The sequence below is a fragment of the Pseudomonas sp. NY15463 genome (assembly GCF_048068415.1).
GTDB lineage: Bacteria > Pseudomonadota > Gammaproteobacteria > Pseudomonadales > Pseudomonadaceae > Aquipseudomonas > Aquipseudomonas mosselii_C.
This window is the reverse complement of record NZ_JBLUQD010000003.1, coordinates 18863-31765: the sequence shown is the minus strand read 5'-3', so window position 1 is coordinate 31765 and position 12903 is coordinate 18863. Positions and strand designations below refer to the sequence as shown.

Annotated in this window: 12 protein-coding genes; 9 read left to right on the top strand and 3 right to left on the bottom strand. The window is 62.1% G+C overall.

What is annotated here, in order from left to right; all coding sequences use genetic code 11:
• Window positions 1-72: 72 nt before the first annotated feature.
• The 3 genes from ACNFIC_RS07970 to ACNFIC_RS07960 all read left to right on the top strand — a co-directional run bounded on the left by ACNFIC_RS07970 (window position 73) and on the right by ACNFIC_RS07960 (window position 3046).
• A complete protein-coding gene (locus ACNFIC_RS07970) occupies window positions 73-462 on the top strand; it encodes a hypothetical protein (RefSeq protein WP_138221625.1) in 390 nt (129 codons plus the stop codon).
• A 66-nt stretch (window positions 463-528) separates the two neighbouring features.
• A complete protein-coding gene (locus tag ACNFIC_RS07965; protein ID WP_205884558.1) occupies window positions 529-1305 on the top strand; it encodes an N-acetylmuramoyl-L-alanine amidase in 777 nt (258 codons plus the stop codon).
• 124 nt (window positions 1306-1429) lie between these two features.
• Window positions 1430-3046 (top strand): EAL domain-containing protein, encoded by a 1617-nt coding sequence (locus ACNFIC_RS07960; protein WP_416780666.1) that lies wholly within the window; start codon window positions 1430-1432, stop codon window positions 3044-3046.
• Here the strand turns inward: ACNFIC_RS07960 and ACNFIC_RS07955 are convergent, their stop codons facing one another.
• Both ACNFIC_RS07955 and algB read right to left on the bottom strand, forming a co-directional pair.
• On the bottom strand, window positions 3047-4825 hold the full coding sequence (locus tag ACNFIC_RS07955) for a KinB sensor domain-containing domain (RefSeq protein WP_138221622.1): 1779 nt from the start codon (window positions 4823-4825) through the stop codon (window positions 3047-3049).
• On the bottom strand, window positions 4822-6168 hold the full coding sequence (gene algB / locus ACNFIC_RS07950; RefSeq protein WP_138221621.1) for a sigma-54-dependent response regulator transcription factor AlgB: 1347 nt from the start codon (window positions 6166-6168) through the stop codon (window positions 4822-4824). The genes ACNFIC_RS07955 and algB overlap by 4 nt, the downstream gene beginning before the upstream one ends.
• A 208-nt stretch (window positions 6169-6376) precedes the next feature.
• Between algB and ACNFIC_RS07945 the strand changes: the two genes are divergently transcribed.
• The 6 genes from ACNFIC_RS07945 to ACNFIC_RS07920 all read left to right on the top strand — a co-directional run bounded on the left by ACNFIC_RS07945 (window position 6377) and on the right by ACNFIC_RS07920 (window position 11759).
• Window positions 6377-7198, top strand: coding sequence for a BON domain-containing protein (locus tag ACNFIC_RS07945; RefSeq protein WP_416780663.1), 822 nt, complete (start codon window positions 6377-6379; stop codon window positions 7196-7198).
• 175 nt (window positions 7199-7373) lie between these two features.
• On the top strand, window positions 7374-7658 hold the full coding sequence (locus tag ACNFIC_RS07940) for a hypothetical protein (RefSeq protein ID WP_138221619.1): 285 nt from the start codon (window positions 7374-7376) through the stop codon (window positions 7656-7658).
• A gap of 44 nt (window positions 7659-7702) precedes the next feature.
• Window positions 7703-7864, top strand: coding sequence for a DUF1328 domain-containing protein (locus tag ACNFIC_RS07935; protein ID WP_138221618.1), 162 nt, complete (start codon window positions 7703-7705; stop codon window positions 7862-7864).
• A gap of 3 nt (window positions 7865-7867) precedes the next feature.
• Window positions 7868-8326 (top strand): inhibitor of vertebrate lysozyme family protein, encoded by a 459-nt coding sequence (locus ACNFIC_RS07930; protein ID WP_138221617.1) that lies wholly within the window; start codon window positions 7868-7870, stop codon window positions 8324-8326.
• Window positions 8327-9056: 730 nt separating this feature from the next.
• On the top strand, window positions 9057-10391 hold the full coding sequence (gltP, locus tag ACNFIC_RS07925; RefSeq protein WP_138221616.1) for a glutamate/aspartate:proton symporter GltP: 1335 nt from the start codon (window positions 9057-9059) through the stop codon (window positions 10389-10391).
• Between the two features lie 138 nt (window positions 10392-10529).
• The gene (locus tag ACNFIC_RS07920) at window positions 10530-11759 is read left to right on the top strand and encodes a nucleoside recognition domain-containing protein (protein WP_138221615.1); all 1230 of its coding nucleotides are present in this window, start codon (window positions 10530-10532) and stop codon (window positions 11757-11759) included.
• A gap of 78 nt (window positions 11760-11837) precedes the next feature.
• On the opposite strand, the gene ACNFIC_RS07915 is transcribed toward ACNFIC_RS07920, so the two are convergent.
• Window positions 11838-12860: a DUF5924 family protein gene (locus ACNFIC_RS07915; protein WP_138221614.1), complete on the bottom strand. Its 1023-nt coding sequence runs from the start codon at window positions 12858-12860 to the stop codon at window positions 11838-11840.
• Between the last annotated feature and the right edge of the window lie 43 nt (window positions 12861-12903).

The following is a 12903-nucleotide window of genomic DNA, read 5'->3' as shown; positions in this document are numbered from 1 at the left end:
ATCGAACATCACCGCACTGGGCCTGGCTGAAGCATCAGGCCTGCGCGGTGATTCAGGTAGAAGGTGAAAAACATGACGCTCAAGCGTTTGCTCAGCGCGCTGCTGCTGACGATGGGATTGCAGTGTGTCGTCCAGGCGGCCCCGCAAATATTCACGGCGCACATCAGTGCACGTGGCTATGTGGTGAAGCAGTCACCAGACTGGATCACTGAGGTCAAACGTTATACGCGGCAAGACATTACCGAATACACCCTGCTGCTGGATGAGGGTGTCACGCAAGGCGATCCGACCTTCTGCAGCATGTCCCCTATCGATGTAGGTACTTATGAACGGCTGATTCATGGCCAGGGCAAGGTCATCGGAGCGGCCTCGGCGGGGATGGTGAGGGTCGCGACTCGCTTGGTGGGGCTGGAGGCGCCCGGTGACGGGGCGATGCAGTTTCAGCTCATGTGTGTTCGTTGAGGCAGTGGATCAAGAGCACGTTATACTGTAGCGCTGTTGTCCGCTGACCATGACGTGCTCCTTGCAATGAAAACACTTCTCACCGCCCTGCTTTTGCTTGCCCTGGCCGGTTGCGCCAGTGGCCTGCGCATCGACCGCAGCCACCCTTCGGTCAACCAGGACAGCCGGATCCAGTTCGTCGTCCTGCACTACACCAACGCATCGCTTGAGCGTTCGCTGGCCTTGTTGACCCACGGTGAGGTGAGCAGTCACTACCTGATTGGCGACGGACCTGCCACGGTCTATCAACTGGTGGATGAAAGCCGTCGCGCCTGGCACGCCGGTGAAAGCCAGTGGGAAGGCCGTACCTGGCTCAACTCCACCTCGATTGGCATCGAGATCGTCAACCCGGGCTACACCGACACCCCGAACGGCAGGGTCTGGCACCCATACAGCGAAGCGCAGGTGCAAGCGTTGATCGCCTTGCTCAAGGACATTGTCAAACGCAACGGCATCAGCCCAAGACACATCATCGGACACAGCGATATCGCGCCCCTGCGCAAGCTCGACCCGGGCCCGATGTTCCCGTGGAAGCGCCTGGCCGATGCGGGGCTGGGGATCTGGCCCGACGCCAGCGCGGTGGCTCGCCAGCAGGTGTACTTCGAGGCCAACCCGCCGACGGTTGGCTGGTATCAGCAGCAATTGGCGCGCTTTGGCTACGCCATCGACCAGACCGGCGAGCTGGACGTGGCCACCCGCCACGTGATTGCCGCGTTCCAGATGCGCTTCCGCCCGCAACGCTTCGATGGTATGCCCGACGCCCAGACCGCCGCCATGCTGCAGGTGCTCAACCGCCAGCGGTAATCTGTAGGCGATCACGCAGCCTGGCAGGGCTGGCTGACTTTGTACGGGCAATTCAGCCCGCCCAACGGCTGAGCCAGCCTGCCGTTCCGTTGCTATACCTTTGGTATTCAACTGGATGCCGTGCATGCTCGCCCTCACTGCCGCAGTGCGCCAATTTTTTCACCGTCCCTGGCCGCTGGCGGTGCTCGCGGCCTCGGCCAGTGCCGCGCTGCTGTTGGCTGCCAGCGTGGGGGTGACGTTGCAGCAGATGCGCCAGAGCGAAATCGCCCAAATGAACGCGCGTGGCGAGCGCTTTCTCGACCGGCTCGAACAGGTATTCGGCCAGTTGCGCGAAGGGGTCGATCAATTGCAGGCCCAGCCGCTGCGCGGTTGCAGCCAGGCGATGTTGCGCCAGTTGCAGCAGGTGGCATTGGCGTCCCGCTTCATTTACGAGACCGCCTACGTTGACTCGCAGGTCGCCTGTTCCAACCGCGGGGAGCGACTGGTCGAGCCATTGCGCGGCCCGGATATCCAAGGCCCCACCTATAGCTACTGGCTCAATACCACCACCGAACCCAACGAAAACCTCGCGGCCTTGATGCTGGGGCGGGGAAACTTCCTGGTGTCCACCTCGCGCGGGCACCTGACCGACGTGGTCGACCTGCCGCCAGGCGGCAGCCTGCTGGTGGTGCTCGACCGAGGGAGCCGGGCGATTCCGGTACTGGGCCCGGCACAAACCTGGCCTCCTACCGCCGACTGGCCGCCGCCCTCGCACAAGTCGTTGCTCGAGCTCAATGATCGGCTGGTTTACCGGATGGCCACCAAGTCGCCGGATTACCAACTGGTGCTGATCGCCCCTCGGGCCGGCCTGCCGCTCAGGCTCAATGGCATGCTGTGGTTGCTGTTCCCCGGCAGCCTGGTGCTGGCTTGCTGCATTGGCTGGCTGGTGCTGCAAGTGATCCAGCAGCGCCGCTCGATGAGTTCGGAGCTACAGAACGCGCTGCGCCGTAGCGAGTTACAGGTGCTCTATCAGCCGATCTTCGAACTCGACAGCCGGCGTTGCGTGGGTGCTGAGGCACTGGTGCGCTGGCGCCGCCCGGATGGCAGCCTGACCAGCCCGGACTTGTTCATCCCGCTGGCGGAGAACACCGGGCAGATCCGCCAAATCACCGATTTCGTGCTGCAACGGGTGCTCGAACAACTGGGCCAGCTATTGCGCGCCAACTGCCAGCTGTACATCTCGGTCAACCTGGCTGCCTGCGATGTGATGGCACCGCGCATCGGTCGGGTCGCGGCCAAGCTGTTGGCCCAGCATCGGGTAGCTGCGCGCCAGATCGCCTTCGAGGTGACTGAGCGTGGGCTGATCGATGTGGTGATAGCCCGCGACAACCTGCAAGCGTTGCGCGCATCCGGGCATCAGGTGTTGATCGACGATTTCGGCACCGGCTATTGCAGCCTGGCGTATTTGCAGACCCTGCCGGTGGATTGCCTGAAGATCGACAAGGCGTTCATCGACGCCCTGGGTCACGATGCGGCGAGCAGCGGTGTGGCGCCGCACATCATCCGCATGGCGCATGACCTGCACCTGCGGGTAATTGCCGAAGGTATCGAGAGCGAGGAGCAAGCGGCATTGCTCAGCGGCGAAGGGGTCCGCTATGGCCAGGGCTGGCTGTTCGCCCATCCGCTCAGCGCCCGGCAGTTCATCGAACTGATCACCCGTGGTCGGCGAGTGCTGGGGCGCAGGCTCGATGATGAACCCTGATCAGACCGGCAGGGCCATGTAGAACTGGGTACCCTGCCCCGGTCGTGAAAACACCCCCATGCGCCCGCCGTGCAACTGCACGATCTCCTTGCACAGTGCCAGCCCGAGTCCGGCGCCGCCTTTCTTGCGCCCCACCTGTACGAATGGCTCGAATATGCGGCCCTGCTGCCCGTAGGCGATGCCCTCGCCATTGTCCTCGACGCTGATGATCACCCGCTCGGCGTGCCGGCGCGCATGCAGGCGGATGTGTCCACCGTTGGGGGTATGGCGGATGGCGTTGTTCAGCAGGTTGTCCAGCACCCGGTCGAGCTGGGCGATATCGGCTTGGATGCGTGGCAATGGTGGTTCAAGCTCGCGGATCAGTTCGATCTGTTTCTCCGCCGCTTGTGCGGCGAAGCGCGCCTCGGCACGCTCGAACAGCTCGTCGAGGACGCAGGGCGCCAGGTCCAGCTTCTGCAGGCCACTCTGGTAGCGGGAGAAGTTGAGCAGATCGTGGATCAACTGGGTCAGGCGCTGCATTTCTTCGCCGATGGTTTCCAACAGGTCGTACTCGCGGGTTTGCGGGGCGAAGCGCAGGCGCTCGCGCAGCAGGCCGAAGGCCATGTGCATACCGGTGACCGGGGTGCGCAATTCGTGAGAGGCGCGCAGCACGAACTCGCTGCGTACGCGTTCGAACGCGCGCTGCTCGGTGACGTCGTGTAGCACCATCACCGCGCCGAGGATCGGTCCTTGTGGGTGGCTGACCGGGGTCAGGCTGTAGGTCAGCAGGCGGCTTTCATCATCCACCTCAAGGCTCAAGTCTTCCGGCGGGCGATCCAGGCTGCCGCCACGCAGTACCTGGCGCATTTGCTGCTCCAGCTCAGGGCGTTGCAGCGCTTGGGCAAGGCTCACCCCCAGGCGGCTAGAGTCCCAGCCAAGCTGGCGCTGCGCGACCGGATTGAGGTGTTCCAGGCAGCCTTTGCGGTCGATGATCAGCAAGCCGTCGTCGATACTGTCGAGTACCGCTTGCAGGCGTTGCTGGCCGGCCAGCAACTCATCGACGTTAGTTGCCTGGTGTTTACGCAGCGCTTCGGCCATCAAGCCGAAACGGCGGGTGAGCTGGTTCAGCTCGGCGGCCTGGGTTATCGGCAGGGTCACTTCGAAATTGCCTTGCCCCACTTGGTCGGCGGCCTTGGCCAAGGCCTCGATAGGCGCGCCGAAGCGGCGTGCGATGTTGTGCGCGGTGATAAAGCCTAGCACCAGCACGGTCAACCCCATCAGCCCCAGTACGCCACTGACAAGCAGTGCCCGGTCGCGTGCGTGCTCTTCGCTACGGGTGATGTGTTCCAGGGCTTGGCGGTGCGAGTCGAGCAGGTCGGTGCGGACCTGGTTGAACGCGGCGCCCAGCGGTTGATCCAAGCCCATGCTGTGGGCTGGCGCCGCGCTTTGCCGATAGGCCTGTAGAAACGCCTGGTAGTTGCTGCTGGCCTGGCTGAAAGCTGCACGTTCGCCGCCCTCTTCAAGGCCTTGCTCAAGCAGGCTCTGGAAGCGCTCCTGAAGGGCGCTCAGGTTTTGCGGATTGGCATCGTCGTCGAGGATAAGGGTGAGCTGTTCACCCAGGTTCTGTCGCAGTTGCAGGCCAAGCGACAGCGTATGGTTGGTGTCCTGCACCAGGCGTTGCTGCACGCTGGCCATCTGCAGCACGCTGACCAGCCCCAGCAGCAACCCTAGCAGGGCCACCGTGACCAAGACCGAGGTGCTGAGAAACAGCCGCGTACGCAGCTTCATCTGCCATTTCATAGGTTGTACTGCTTGCGTTTGCGGTACAGCGTGGAGGCGTCGATACCCAGGGTCTTGGCGGCCTGGTCGAGGGTGTCGCTGGCGGCCAGCACCGCGCCGATGTGGGCCCGCTCAAGTTCGTCCAGGCTCATCGCGGCGCCGACTTTAGGCGCGTTATTGGCTGGTTGCTCGCCCATGCCCAGGTGGCTGACTTCAACGCGCTCCTGCGGGCAGATGATGCTGGCACGCTCGATCACGTTGCGCAGCTCGCGGATGTTACCCGGCCAGCGGTAGTTGAGCAGCGCACTGCGCGCTTCTTCGCTGAAGCCCCGGGCCGGGCGCGAATACTCCTTGACGAAGCGGGCGAGAAAGCGGTCAGCCAGGGTCAGGATGTCCTCGCTGCGCTCGCGCAGTGGCGGCAGGTGCAGGGTGATCACATTCAGGCGGTACAGCAGGTCTTCACGGAAACGGCTTTCGCGGACCATTTCTTCAAGGTTGAGGTTGGTCGCCGCGAGGATGCGCACGTCGGCACGGCGGGTCACTGGGTCGCCGACACGTTCGTACTCCTTGTCCTGGATGAACCGCAGCAGCTTGGGTTGAAGCGTGAGGGGAAAATCGCCGATCTCGTCGAGAAAAAGCGTACCGCCATCGGCCTGGCTAACCCGCCCGAGGGTGCTCTCGCTGGCACCGGTGAAAGCGCCACGGGTGTGGCCGAACAGTTCGCTCTCCATTAACTCGGCATTGAGCGATGGACAGTTGATGGTCACGCAGGCCTTGCGTGCACGCTTGCTCCAACCGTGGATGGCCCTGGCCAGTTCCCCTTTACCGGTTCCCGACTCGCCCAGGATGAGGATATTGGCATCGGTGGTCGCCACCTGTCGGGCGGTTTCAAGCACCGCCATCATCGCCGGGCTGTGCGAGTCCAAGCCGTCCTTGGGCTTGCGCACTTCGCCTTCGAGCGCTTCCAGGCGCGCCGAAAGGTGGCGCATTTCCAATTGTTTGGAGGTCGCCAAACGCAATTGATCTGGGCTGCATGGCTTGACCAGATAATCGGCGGCGCCAGCCTGGATGGCGTCCACGGCGGTATCGATCGCCGAGTGGGCCGTGACGATCACGACCCGCATCCAAGGCGCTTGTACGCGCATCTGCGCCAATACATCCAGGCCATTGTCCTCGCCAAGGCGCAGGTCGAGGAAACACAGGTCGAACACCTGGCGCTGCAACAAGGTCTCAGCTTGGGCAGCGCTGTTGGCGGTGGCCACGCTGTACCCCTCATCTTCGAGGCAGTAGCGGAAGGTGCGCAGGATCGCGGACTCGTCATCCACCAACAGAATGCGGCCTTGTTTGTCCTGGGATGAATCCATTTCCTACGCTCCTTTGGGAAAGATCTCAATTAGTGTCGGAAAAATCGGGCAAGTTGCATGGTCAATTCTGATTGATTCTGCGGCACGCATGCTACCCGGATGCAGTGGTGATGGCTAAATGGCTGTTTATATTAAATTTTTTTGATTTTTTTGGAGGGCCTGAAGGTTGTAAAGGCCCCGATTCGAAGTGTTCGACAGGAGATCATTCATGTTCTTTTCCCCTCGCTCGATCGTCTTGGCGTGCTGCCTCTTGCCGCTGAGTGTCATGGCCAGCGCCGACCCGGTGCAGGATGCGCGCCTGGAGGGCGCCTTGCAGACCGCGCTGTCGCTCAATCGCCTGCTCAACCCCTTTCCGATAAAGGTAGAAGTCGATGGCAGCCAGGCGCGCTTGACAGGTGAAGTGGAGAACCCGGTCGAGCGCGACCTTGCCGAGCGGGTGGCGATGGCCACCCGCGGCATTGAACAGGTCGATAACCAATTGCGCGTCAACCCGGCGCTGAGCGAGCGCTCCTTGGAACCTCGCGCCTATGCCCAGCGCGTGGAGGACGCCACGCTTGGTGCGGTGATCCGCGCACGCCTGTTGTGGAGCCGGGTCACCGAGCAGGCGCCGATCGAGGTGCAAAGCCGCGAGGGTGTGGTGACCTTGCGCGGCAAGGTCGACAGCACCGAGGCCAAGGAACTGGCCGGAGTGCTGGCGCGTACCACCGACGGAGTCTACCTGGTCAACAACCTGGTCAGCTTGGACAGCACTGCTTTGGCCAAGGCCCGCGAGAAGCCCGTGGATGCCCCGGCCGGGCCGCAGCCTGCCGACAGCTGGATCGTCGACAAGATCCAGACCAGCTACCGCTTCAGCCGCAACCTCGATGGTTTGAACATCAAGGTCGCCAGCGAGCAGGGCATGGTGCGTTTGTCTGGTGAGGTGGTCAGCAGCGAGCAGCGCACTATCGCCGTGGAGGTGGCGCGACAGGTCGTGGGTGTACGCGGCGTTGACGCGGATCTGCTCAAGGTGGCGACCAAGGTCGAGGGCTGAATCGTGCAAAACGCACGGCTCGCCGAAGGGGCATCGTGCAAGATACGTCCCCGAGCTGTTTGGTAATGTTTTTAAATTATTGATTAATAAGGATTTTATTTAGAAAACAAGACTGGCATGCAGGCTGCAATGACGTACTCAGGTTTACACAACAAGTACAGCAGGAGGAGCCGGCATGAACCGCCCAACCGCCAACCGCACGCAGTCCGCCGTATTGCCCATTCGCCAGATGCTGTTCCTCGGCATGGCGGTGCTGCTCACCTTGGCGGCCGGTCAGTTCTACTACAGCGTGCAGACTGCTCGGCTGGCCGAGCAGGTCGCGGCGCAGACCGCGCTGTTGACTGAGTTGCGCGCGACCCGTGCCAACACCTTGGTCAGGGCAGCCGAGCCGCTGCCGGCTGCCGACACCGCCCCGGCTGTCCTTGAAACCGTCGTACCGCAGGAGCGCTGGGTGTTCTAACCCAACGACGACCGATTTCGCACACGCAAGAAAGGAGAAACATCATGCTGAGTTGGGCCATCACTTTCCTGATCATCGCCATCATTGCTGCTGTGCTGGGCTTCGGTGGTATCGCCGGTGCTGCGACCGGTATCGCGAAGATTCTGTTCATCATCTTCCTGGTGCTGTTCGTCGCTTCCTTCTTCTTCGGACGTCGCAGGGGCTGAACCATGAAGAGGATCCTGGCCGGCGCCCTGCTGTTGGGCGCCGTCAGCACGGCCATGGCAGCCAACGACGGCCAGGCCCGTGTCGATGAGTTGCTGGGTCAGGACGCCCAGTACCGGACAGCCTGGCAAGGCGCGATCAAGGGCGAGGAGCGCCTGCCCGAGTGGGTGATCAACCTCAGTGGCAGTGCGCCCTTGCAGATGTCGGCGGTCACCGAGGACGGCGACCGTTACTTGGTCGGCCCGTTGTGCGAGTCCGCTGACAACTGCACCTACAAGCGCTTGATCGTGGCTTTCAGCTGGGACAAGGATGCGGCCTACGGGATGCTCGTGGAGGTTCCCGAAGGCTTGCCATCGGATAAGTCGCCCACCCGTCACGCGGATTACCGCTGGCTGGGCAAGCCCGATGACGGCATGAAGGCGTTGCTCAAGGAGCAACTTAAGCGTGATCCGAACTGGTACTGAAGCGGGCCACGCATTGTCACGAAATAGAAGCCGAACCTTTCTATCTTTCTGGCTTCTATGATGCGCCGCCTCGAAGAGAGGTGGCGTATGACCAGGGGGCCGGGCTGTTCTGATCGATGCAGGATCGGAGTGGCCTAGGGGTACAGGGAGTACCTCCTTGATGGGCCGGGTCAGGAGAGGGTGGCATCGGGAGCTGCAGATCGGCCAGGGCCTGCGTGGTGCAGGGGCCGATCTGGCTTCCGAAGCGCCTGTCGGTGAAAACCGACTTACAGGTGTGCGCCTGTCCTCGAAGAAACATTTTGTCGCGACCGTACATCTAATTTTTTTCGGCTGTCCGAGCGGTCAGCTCAGGCGGTATTTCGGCCATTCGGATTGTCGAACACGCCATTTTCCCCTTCCAGTTCATACCGTCAAATCTGCCGAAAAATGGCGGTTCGGCCCTGTTCGGAAATCCGAACGCTTAAAATCAAGGGTTTGACGATGCCCGATTTCAGCGCTGAGTCTCATGCCGATTCTGCATAGGGTAGTCGTTTCAGGCATTAGACTGGCCCCTCTCCCATCGCAATAGTTGCCGCCTTTTTTACCTGGCCCGAGCCCCTTCAAGGCGAGCTCGCGGTAAACCTACATGGGGCCACCATGCCTGCACAGCCCTTCTCCAACTGCCTACTAAAGGCTCTGGGACGAGGCTTTGCGGTGGGTGACTGTGACCACTACAACAAAGGGTAATGACATGAAGAAGGCAAAACTGAGCCTCGCCTGGCAGATCGTCATCGGTCTGGTACTGGGCGTTGCAGTCGGCGCGCTACTGAATCATTTCAGTGCAGAAAAGGCATGGTGGATCAGCAACGTCCTCCAGCCCGCTGGCGACATCTTCATTCGCCTGATCAAGATGATCGTCGTCCCGATCGTGATCTCGTCGCTGATCGTGGGCATCGCCGGGGTAGGCGACGCGAAGAAACTGGGCAGTATCGGCCTGAAGACGATTGTTTACTTCGAAGTGGTGACCACCATCGCCATCGTCGTTGGTCTGGTGCTGGCCAACGTGTTCCACCCAGGCGCTGGCATCGACATGAGCACTCTGGGCACCGTCGACATCTCCAAGTACCAGGCCACTGCGGCCGAGGTGCAGCATGAGCATGCGTTCATCGAAACCCTGCTCAACCTGATTCCGTCGAATATCTTCGCAGCGCTGATGCGTGGCGAGATGCTGCCGATCATCTTCTTCTCGGTGATGTTCGGCATGGGCTTGTCGAGCCTCAACGCCGAGCTGCGCGAGCCGCTGGTGCGTACCTTCCAGGGCGTGTCGGAGACCATGTTCAAGGTCACCCACATGATCATGAACTACGCCCCAATCGGCGTGTTCGCCCTGATCGCCGCCACCGTCGCCAACTTTGGCTTCGCTTCGCTGCTGCCGCTGGCCAAGCTGGTGCTGCTGGTGTACTTCGCCATCGCCTTCTTCGCCTTCATGGTGCTGGGCTTGGTGGCACGTGTGTTCGGCTTCTCGATCATCAAGATCATGCGCATCATGAAGGACGAGCTGATCCTCGCCTACTCCACCTCCAGCTCCGAGACCGTGCTGCCGCGCGTGATCGAGAAGATGGAGAAGTACGGCGCGCCGAAGTCGATCTGCTCGTTCGTGGTGCCGACCGGTTACTCGTTCAACCTTGATGGCTCGACCCTGTACCAGAGCATCGCGGCGATCTTCATTGCCCAGCTTTACGGCATCGACCTGTCGATTGGCCAGCAGTTGATGCTGGTACTGACCCTGATGGTTACTTCCAAGGGCATCGCCGGGGTTCCGGGAGTATCGTTCGTGGTCCTGCTGGCTACCCTGGGCAGCGTGGGCATCCCGTTGGAAGGCCTGGCGTTCATCGCCGGTGTCGACCGCATCATGGACATGGCCCGTACCGCACTGAACGTGGTTGGCAACGCCTTGGCCGCGGTGGTCATCGCCAAGTGGCAAGGCATGTACGACAGCGCCAAGGGCGAGGCTTACTACGCGTCGCTGGCGCTGGCAAAAAGCAACAAGGCGGCTGCGGTCGCCGGCCAGACCGCCAACCAATAAGACGGCTGCGCTGAAAACAGAAAGCCCCGACTCGTCGGGGCTTTCTGCATTTGCAGTGCCATGCGCTCCCACGGTAGGCGAATGATTCGAGGCGATCTTGCGCTATCATTCGGGCATTTTTCACAGGGGAACTCACGGATGCTCAACGGTCTGTGGCTCGGCTTTTTCCTGGTGGCGGCCATCTCCGCCCTGCTCCAATGGCTGGTGGGCGGTAATGCCGGTATCTTCGCCGCGATGGTCGAGAGCATCTTCGCCATGGCCAAGCTATCGGTGGAGGTCATGGTCCTGCTGTTCGGCACCCTGACGCTGTGGCTGGGTTTTCTGAAGATCGCCGAGAAGGCCGGTATCGTCGAATGGTTGGCCAAGGTGCTCGGCCCGCTGTTCGCCCGCTTGATGCCCGAAGTGCCGCCTGGCCACCCTGCCTTGGGCCTGATCACCATGAACTTCGCCGCCAACGGCCTGGGCCTGGACAACGCCGCCACACCCATCGGGCTCAAGGCCATGCGTGCCCTGCAGGAACTCAACCCCAGCAGCACTACGGCCAGCAACGCGCAGATTCTGTTCCTGGTACTCAATGCCTCGTCGCTGACCCTGCTGCCGGTGACCATCTTCATGTACCGCGCCCAGCAAGGAGCCACCGACCCGACCTTGGTGTTCCTGCCGATCCTGCTGGCTACCAGTGCGTCGACCTTGGTCGGCCTGCTGTCGGTAGCGGTGATGCAGCGTCTGCGCCTGTGGGACCCGGTGGTGCTGGCCTATCTAATCCCCGGTGCTTTGCTGCTGGGCGGTTTCATGGCGTTTCTCGGCACCTTGTCGGCTGCCGCGTTGGCGAGCCTGTCGTCGATCCTCGGTAACCTGACGTTGTTCGGGGTGATCATGCTGTTCCTGGTGATCGGCGCCTTGAAGCGCGTGAAAGTGTATGAGGCGTTCGTCGAGGGGGCCAAGGAAGGTTTTGATGTGGCCAAGGGCCTGTTGCCCTACCTGGTGGCGATGCTGGTCGCCGTGGGCGTGCTGCGTGCCTCGGGCGCTCTGGAGCTGGCTTTGGACGGCATCCGCCATGCGGTGAATGCGCTGGGTCTGGACGCCCGCTTCGTTGAAGGCCTGCCCACGGCGCTGGTCAAGCCGTTCTCCGGCAGCGCTGCACGGGCCATGTTGATCGAAACCATGCAGACCCATGGCGTGGACAGCTTCCCCGCATTGGTGGCCGCGACCATCCAAGGCAGTACCGAAACTACCTTCTACGTGCTTGCGGTGTACTTCGGCGCGGTGGGTATCCAGCGGGTGCGCCACGCCGTCGGTTGCGCCCTGCTGGCCGAGCTGTGCGGAGTAATCGCGGCGATCTTCGTCTGCTACTGGTTCTTTGCCTGAGCCGGGTATCGGACCGGGCAAGCGCAGGCTGTTCAGGTGCGTGCGTACTGAGCGGGCGCTGGGCGCAGGACGATGGCCTCAACCCGCCGGTGCGTCGTCCACCACCTCGAATCGCAGCACCCCGATGACCTGCCCGTCCTCGGTCAGTACCCGCACCTGCCACTTGCCCACCGGATTGGGCGGGAAGTTCTGCTTGCGGGTCCAGGCGCGGTAGCCTTCTTTACGCCCACCGTGGATGTCCAGGGCGATGCGGTCGACTTCTTTGCCGTCCAGCTGCCACACGTGGTAAATGCGCTCGTCCAGGCCGCGTGGGGCATTGATCGCGGTGTAGGCGTACAAGCCGCCATTGCGGACACGGCTGGCGGGAACCTCGTCCAGCGACGCGCCTGGCTGACGGTTGATTACCTCGGTACTGACCGCCACATCCGTCAGCCACAACGTAGCGGGCGGCACCCACGAGCGCAGCCACCAGCCACCAGCGCCGACCGCCAGGGTCACCAGTACCAGCGCCACGCCACGGCGCCAGGTGCGGATCGGGAAACTGCTGGCAAGGCTGGGGAATGACAGCACCATGGCCGCGATCAGCGCCAGCTTGAAGCTCTGCGCGGTGGTCAGGTGCAAGATGATCGGCAGCGCGGTGAGCATCGCCGCGAACAGCGTCAGGGTGTGCAGGGCCAGGAATAGCCAGCGCCGGGGGGCCAGCCATTTGTAGTACAGCGGGTCGATGATCGAGATCAGGCCCGCCGCGCCGAGCAGGCCGGTGAACACCAGTTGGCCGCTGTTCCAGGTGGTGGTGATGAAGAAGAACGGTAGGACGAAGAACAGGCTTTCCTGGTGGATCATCTGTGTCGCGTAGCGCAACAGCGGCTGTGGGATCTCGCGTTTGAACGTACGCGTGAACAGGCCAGTAAGGGTGTTTTCCAGCATCAGCCAGACCCAGCTGACCAGCATGAGGATGGCGATCCAGCTGGCAAGTCCGGCCTGGCGGTCGACCAGGATGAAGCTACCGATACCAGAGAGGAAACCGCCGAGCGCGATGATGCCGGGGTAGCGCTTGAGCAGTTCGATCACGCGCAGGACGAAATTGGGGATTGGGGGCATGGGTCTACGACAAGGAAAATGAGGTGGCTGTGCCGGCCTCTTC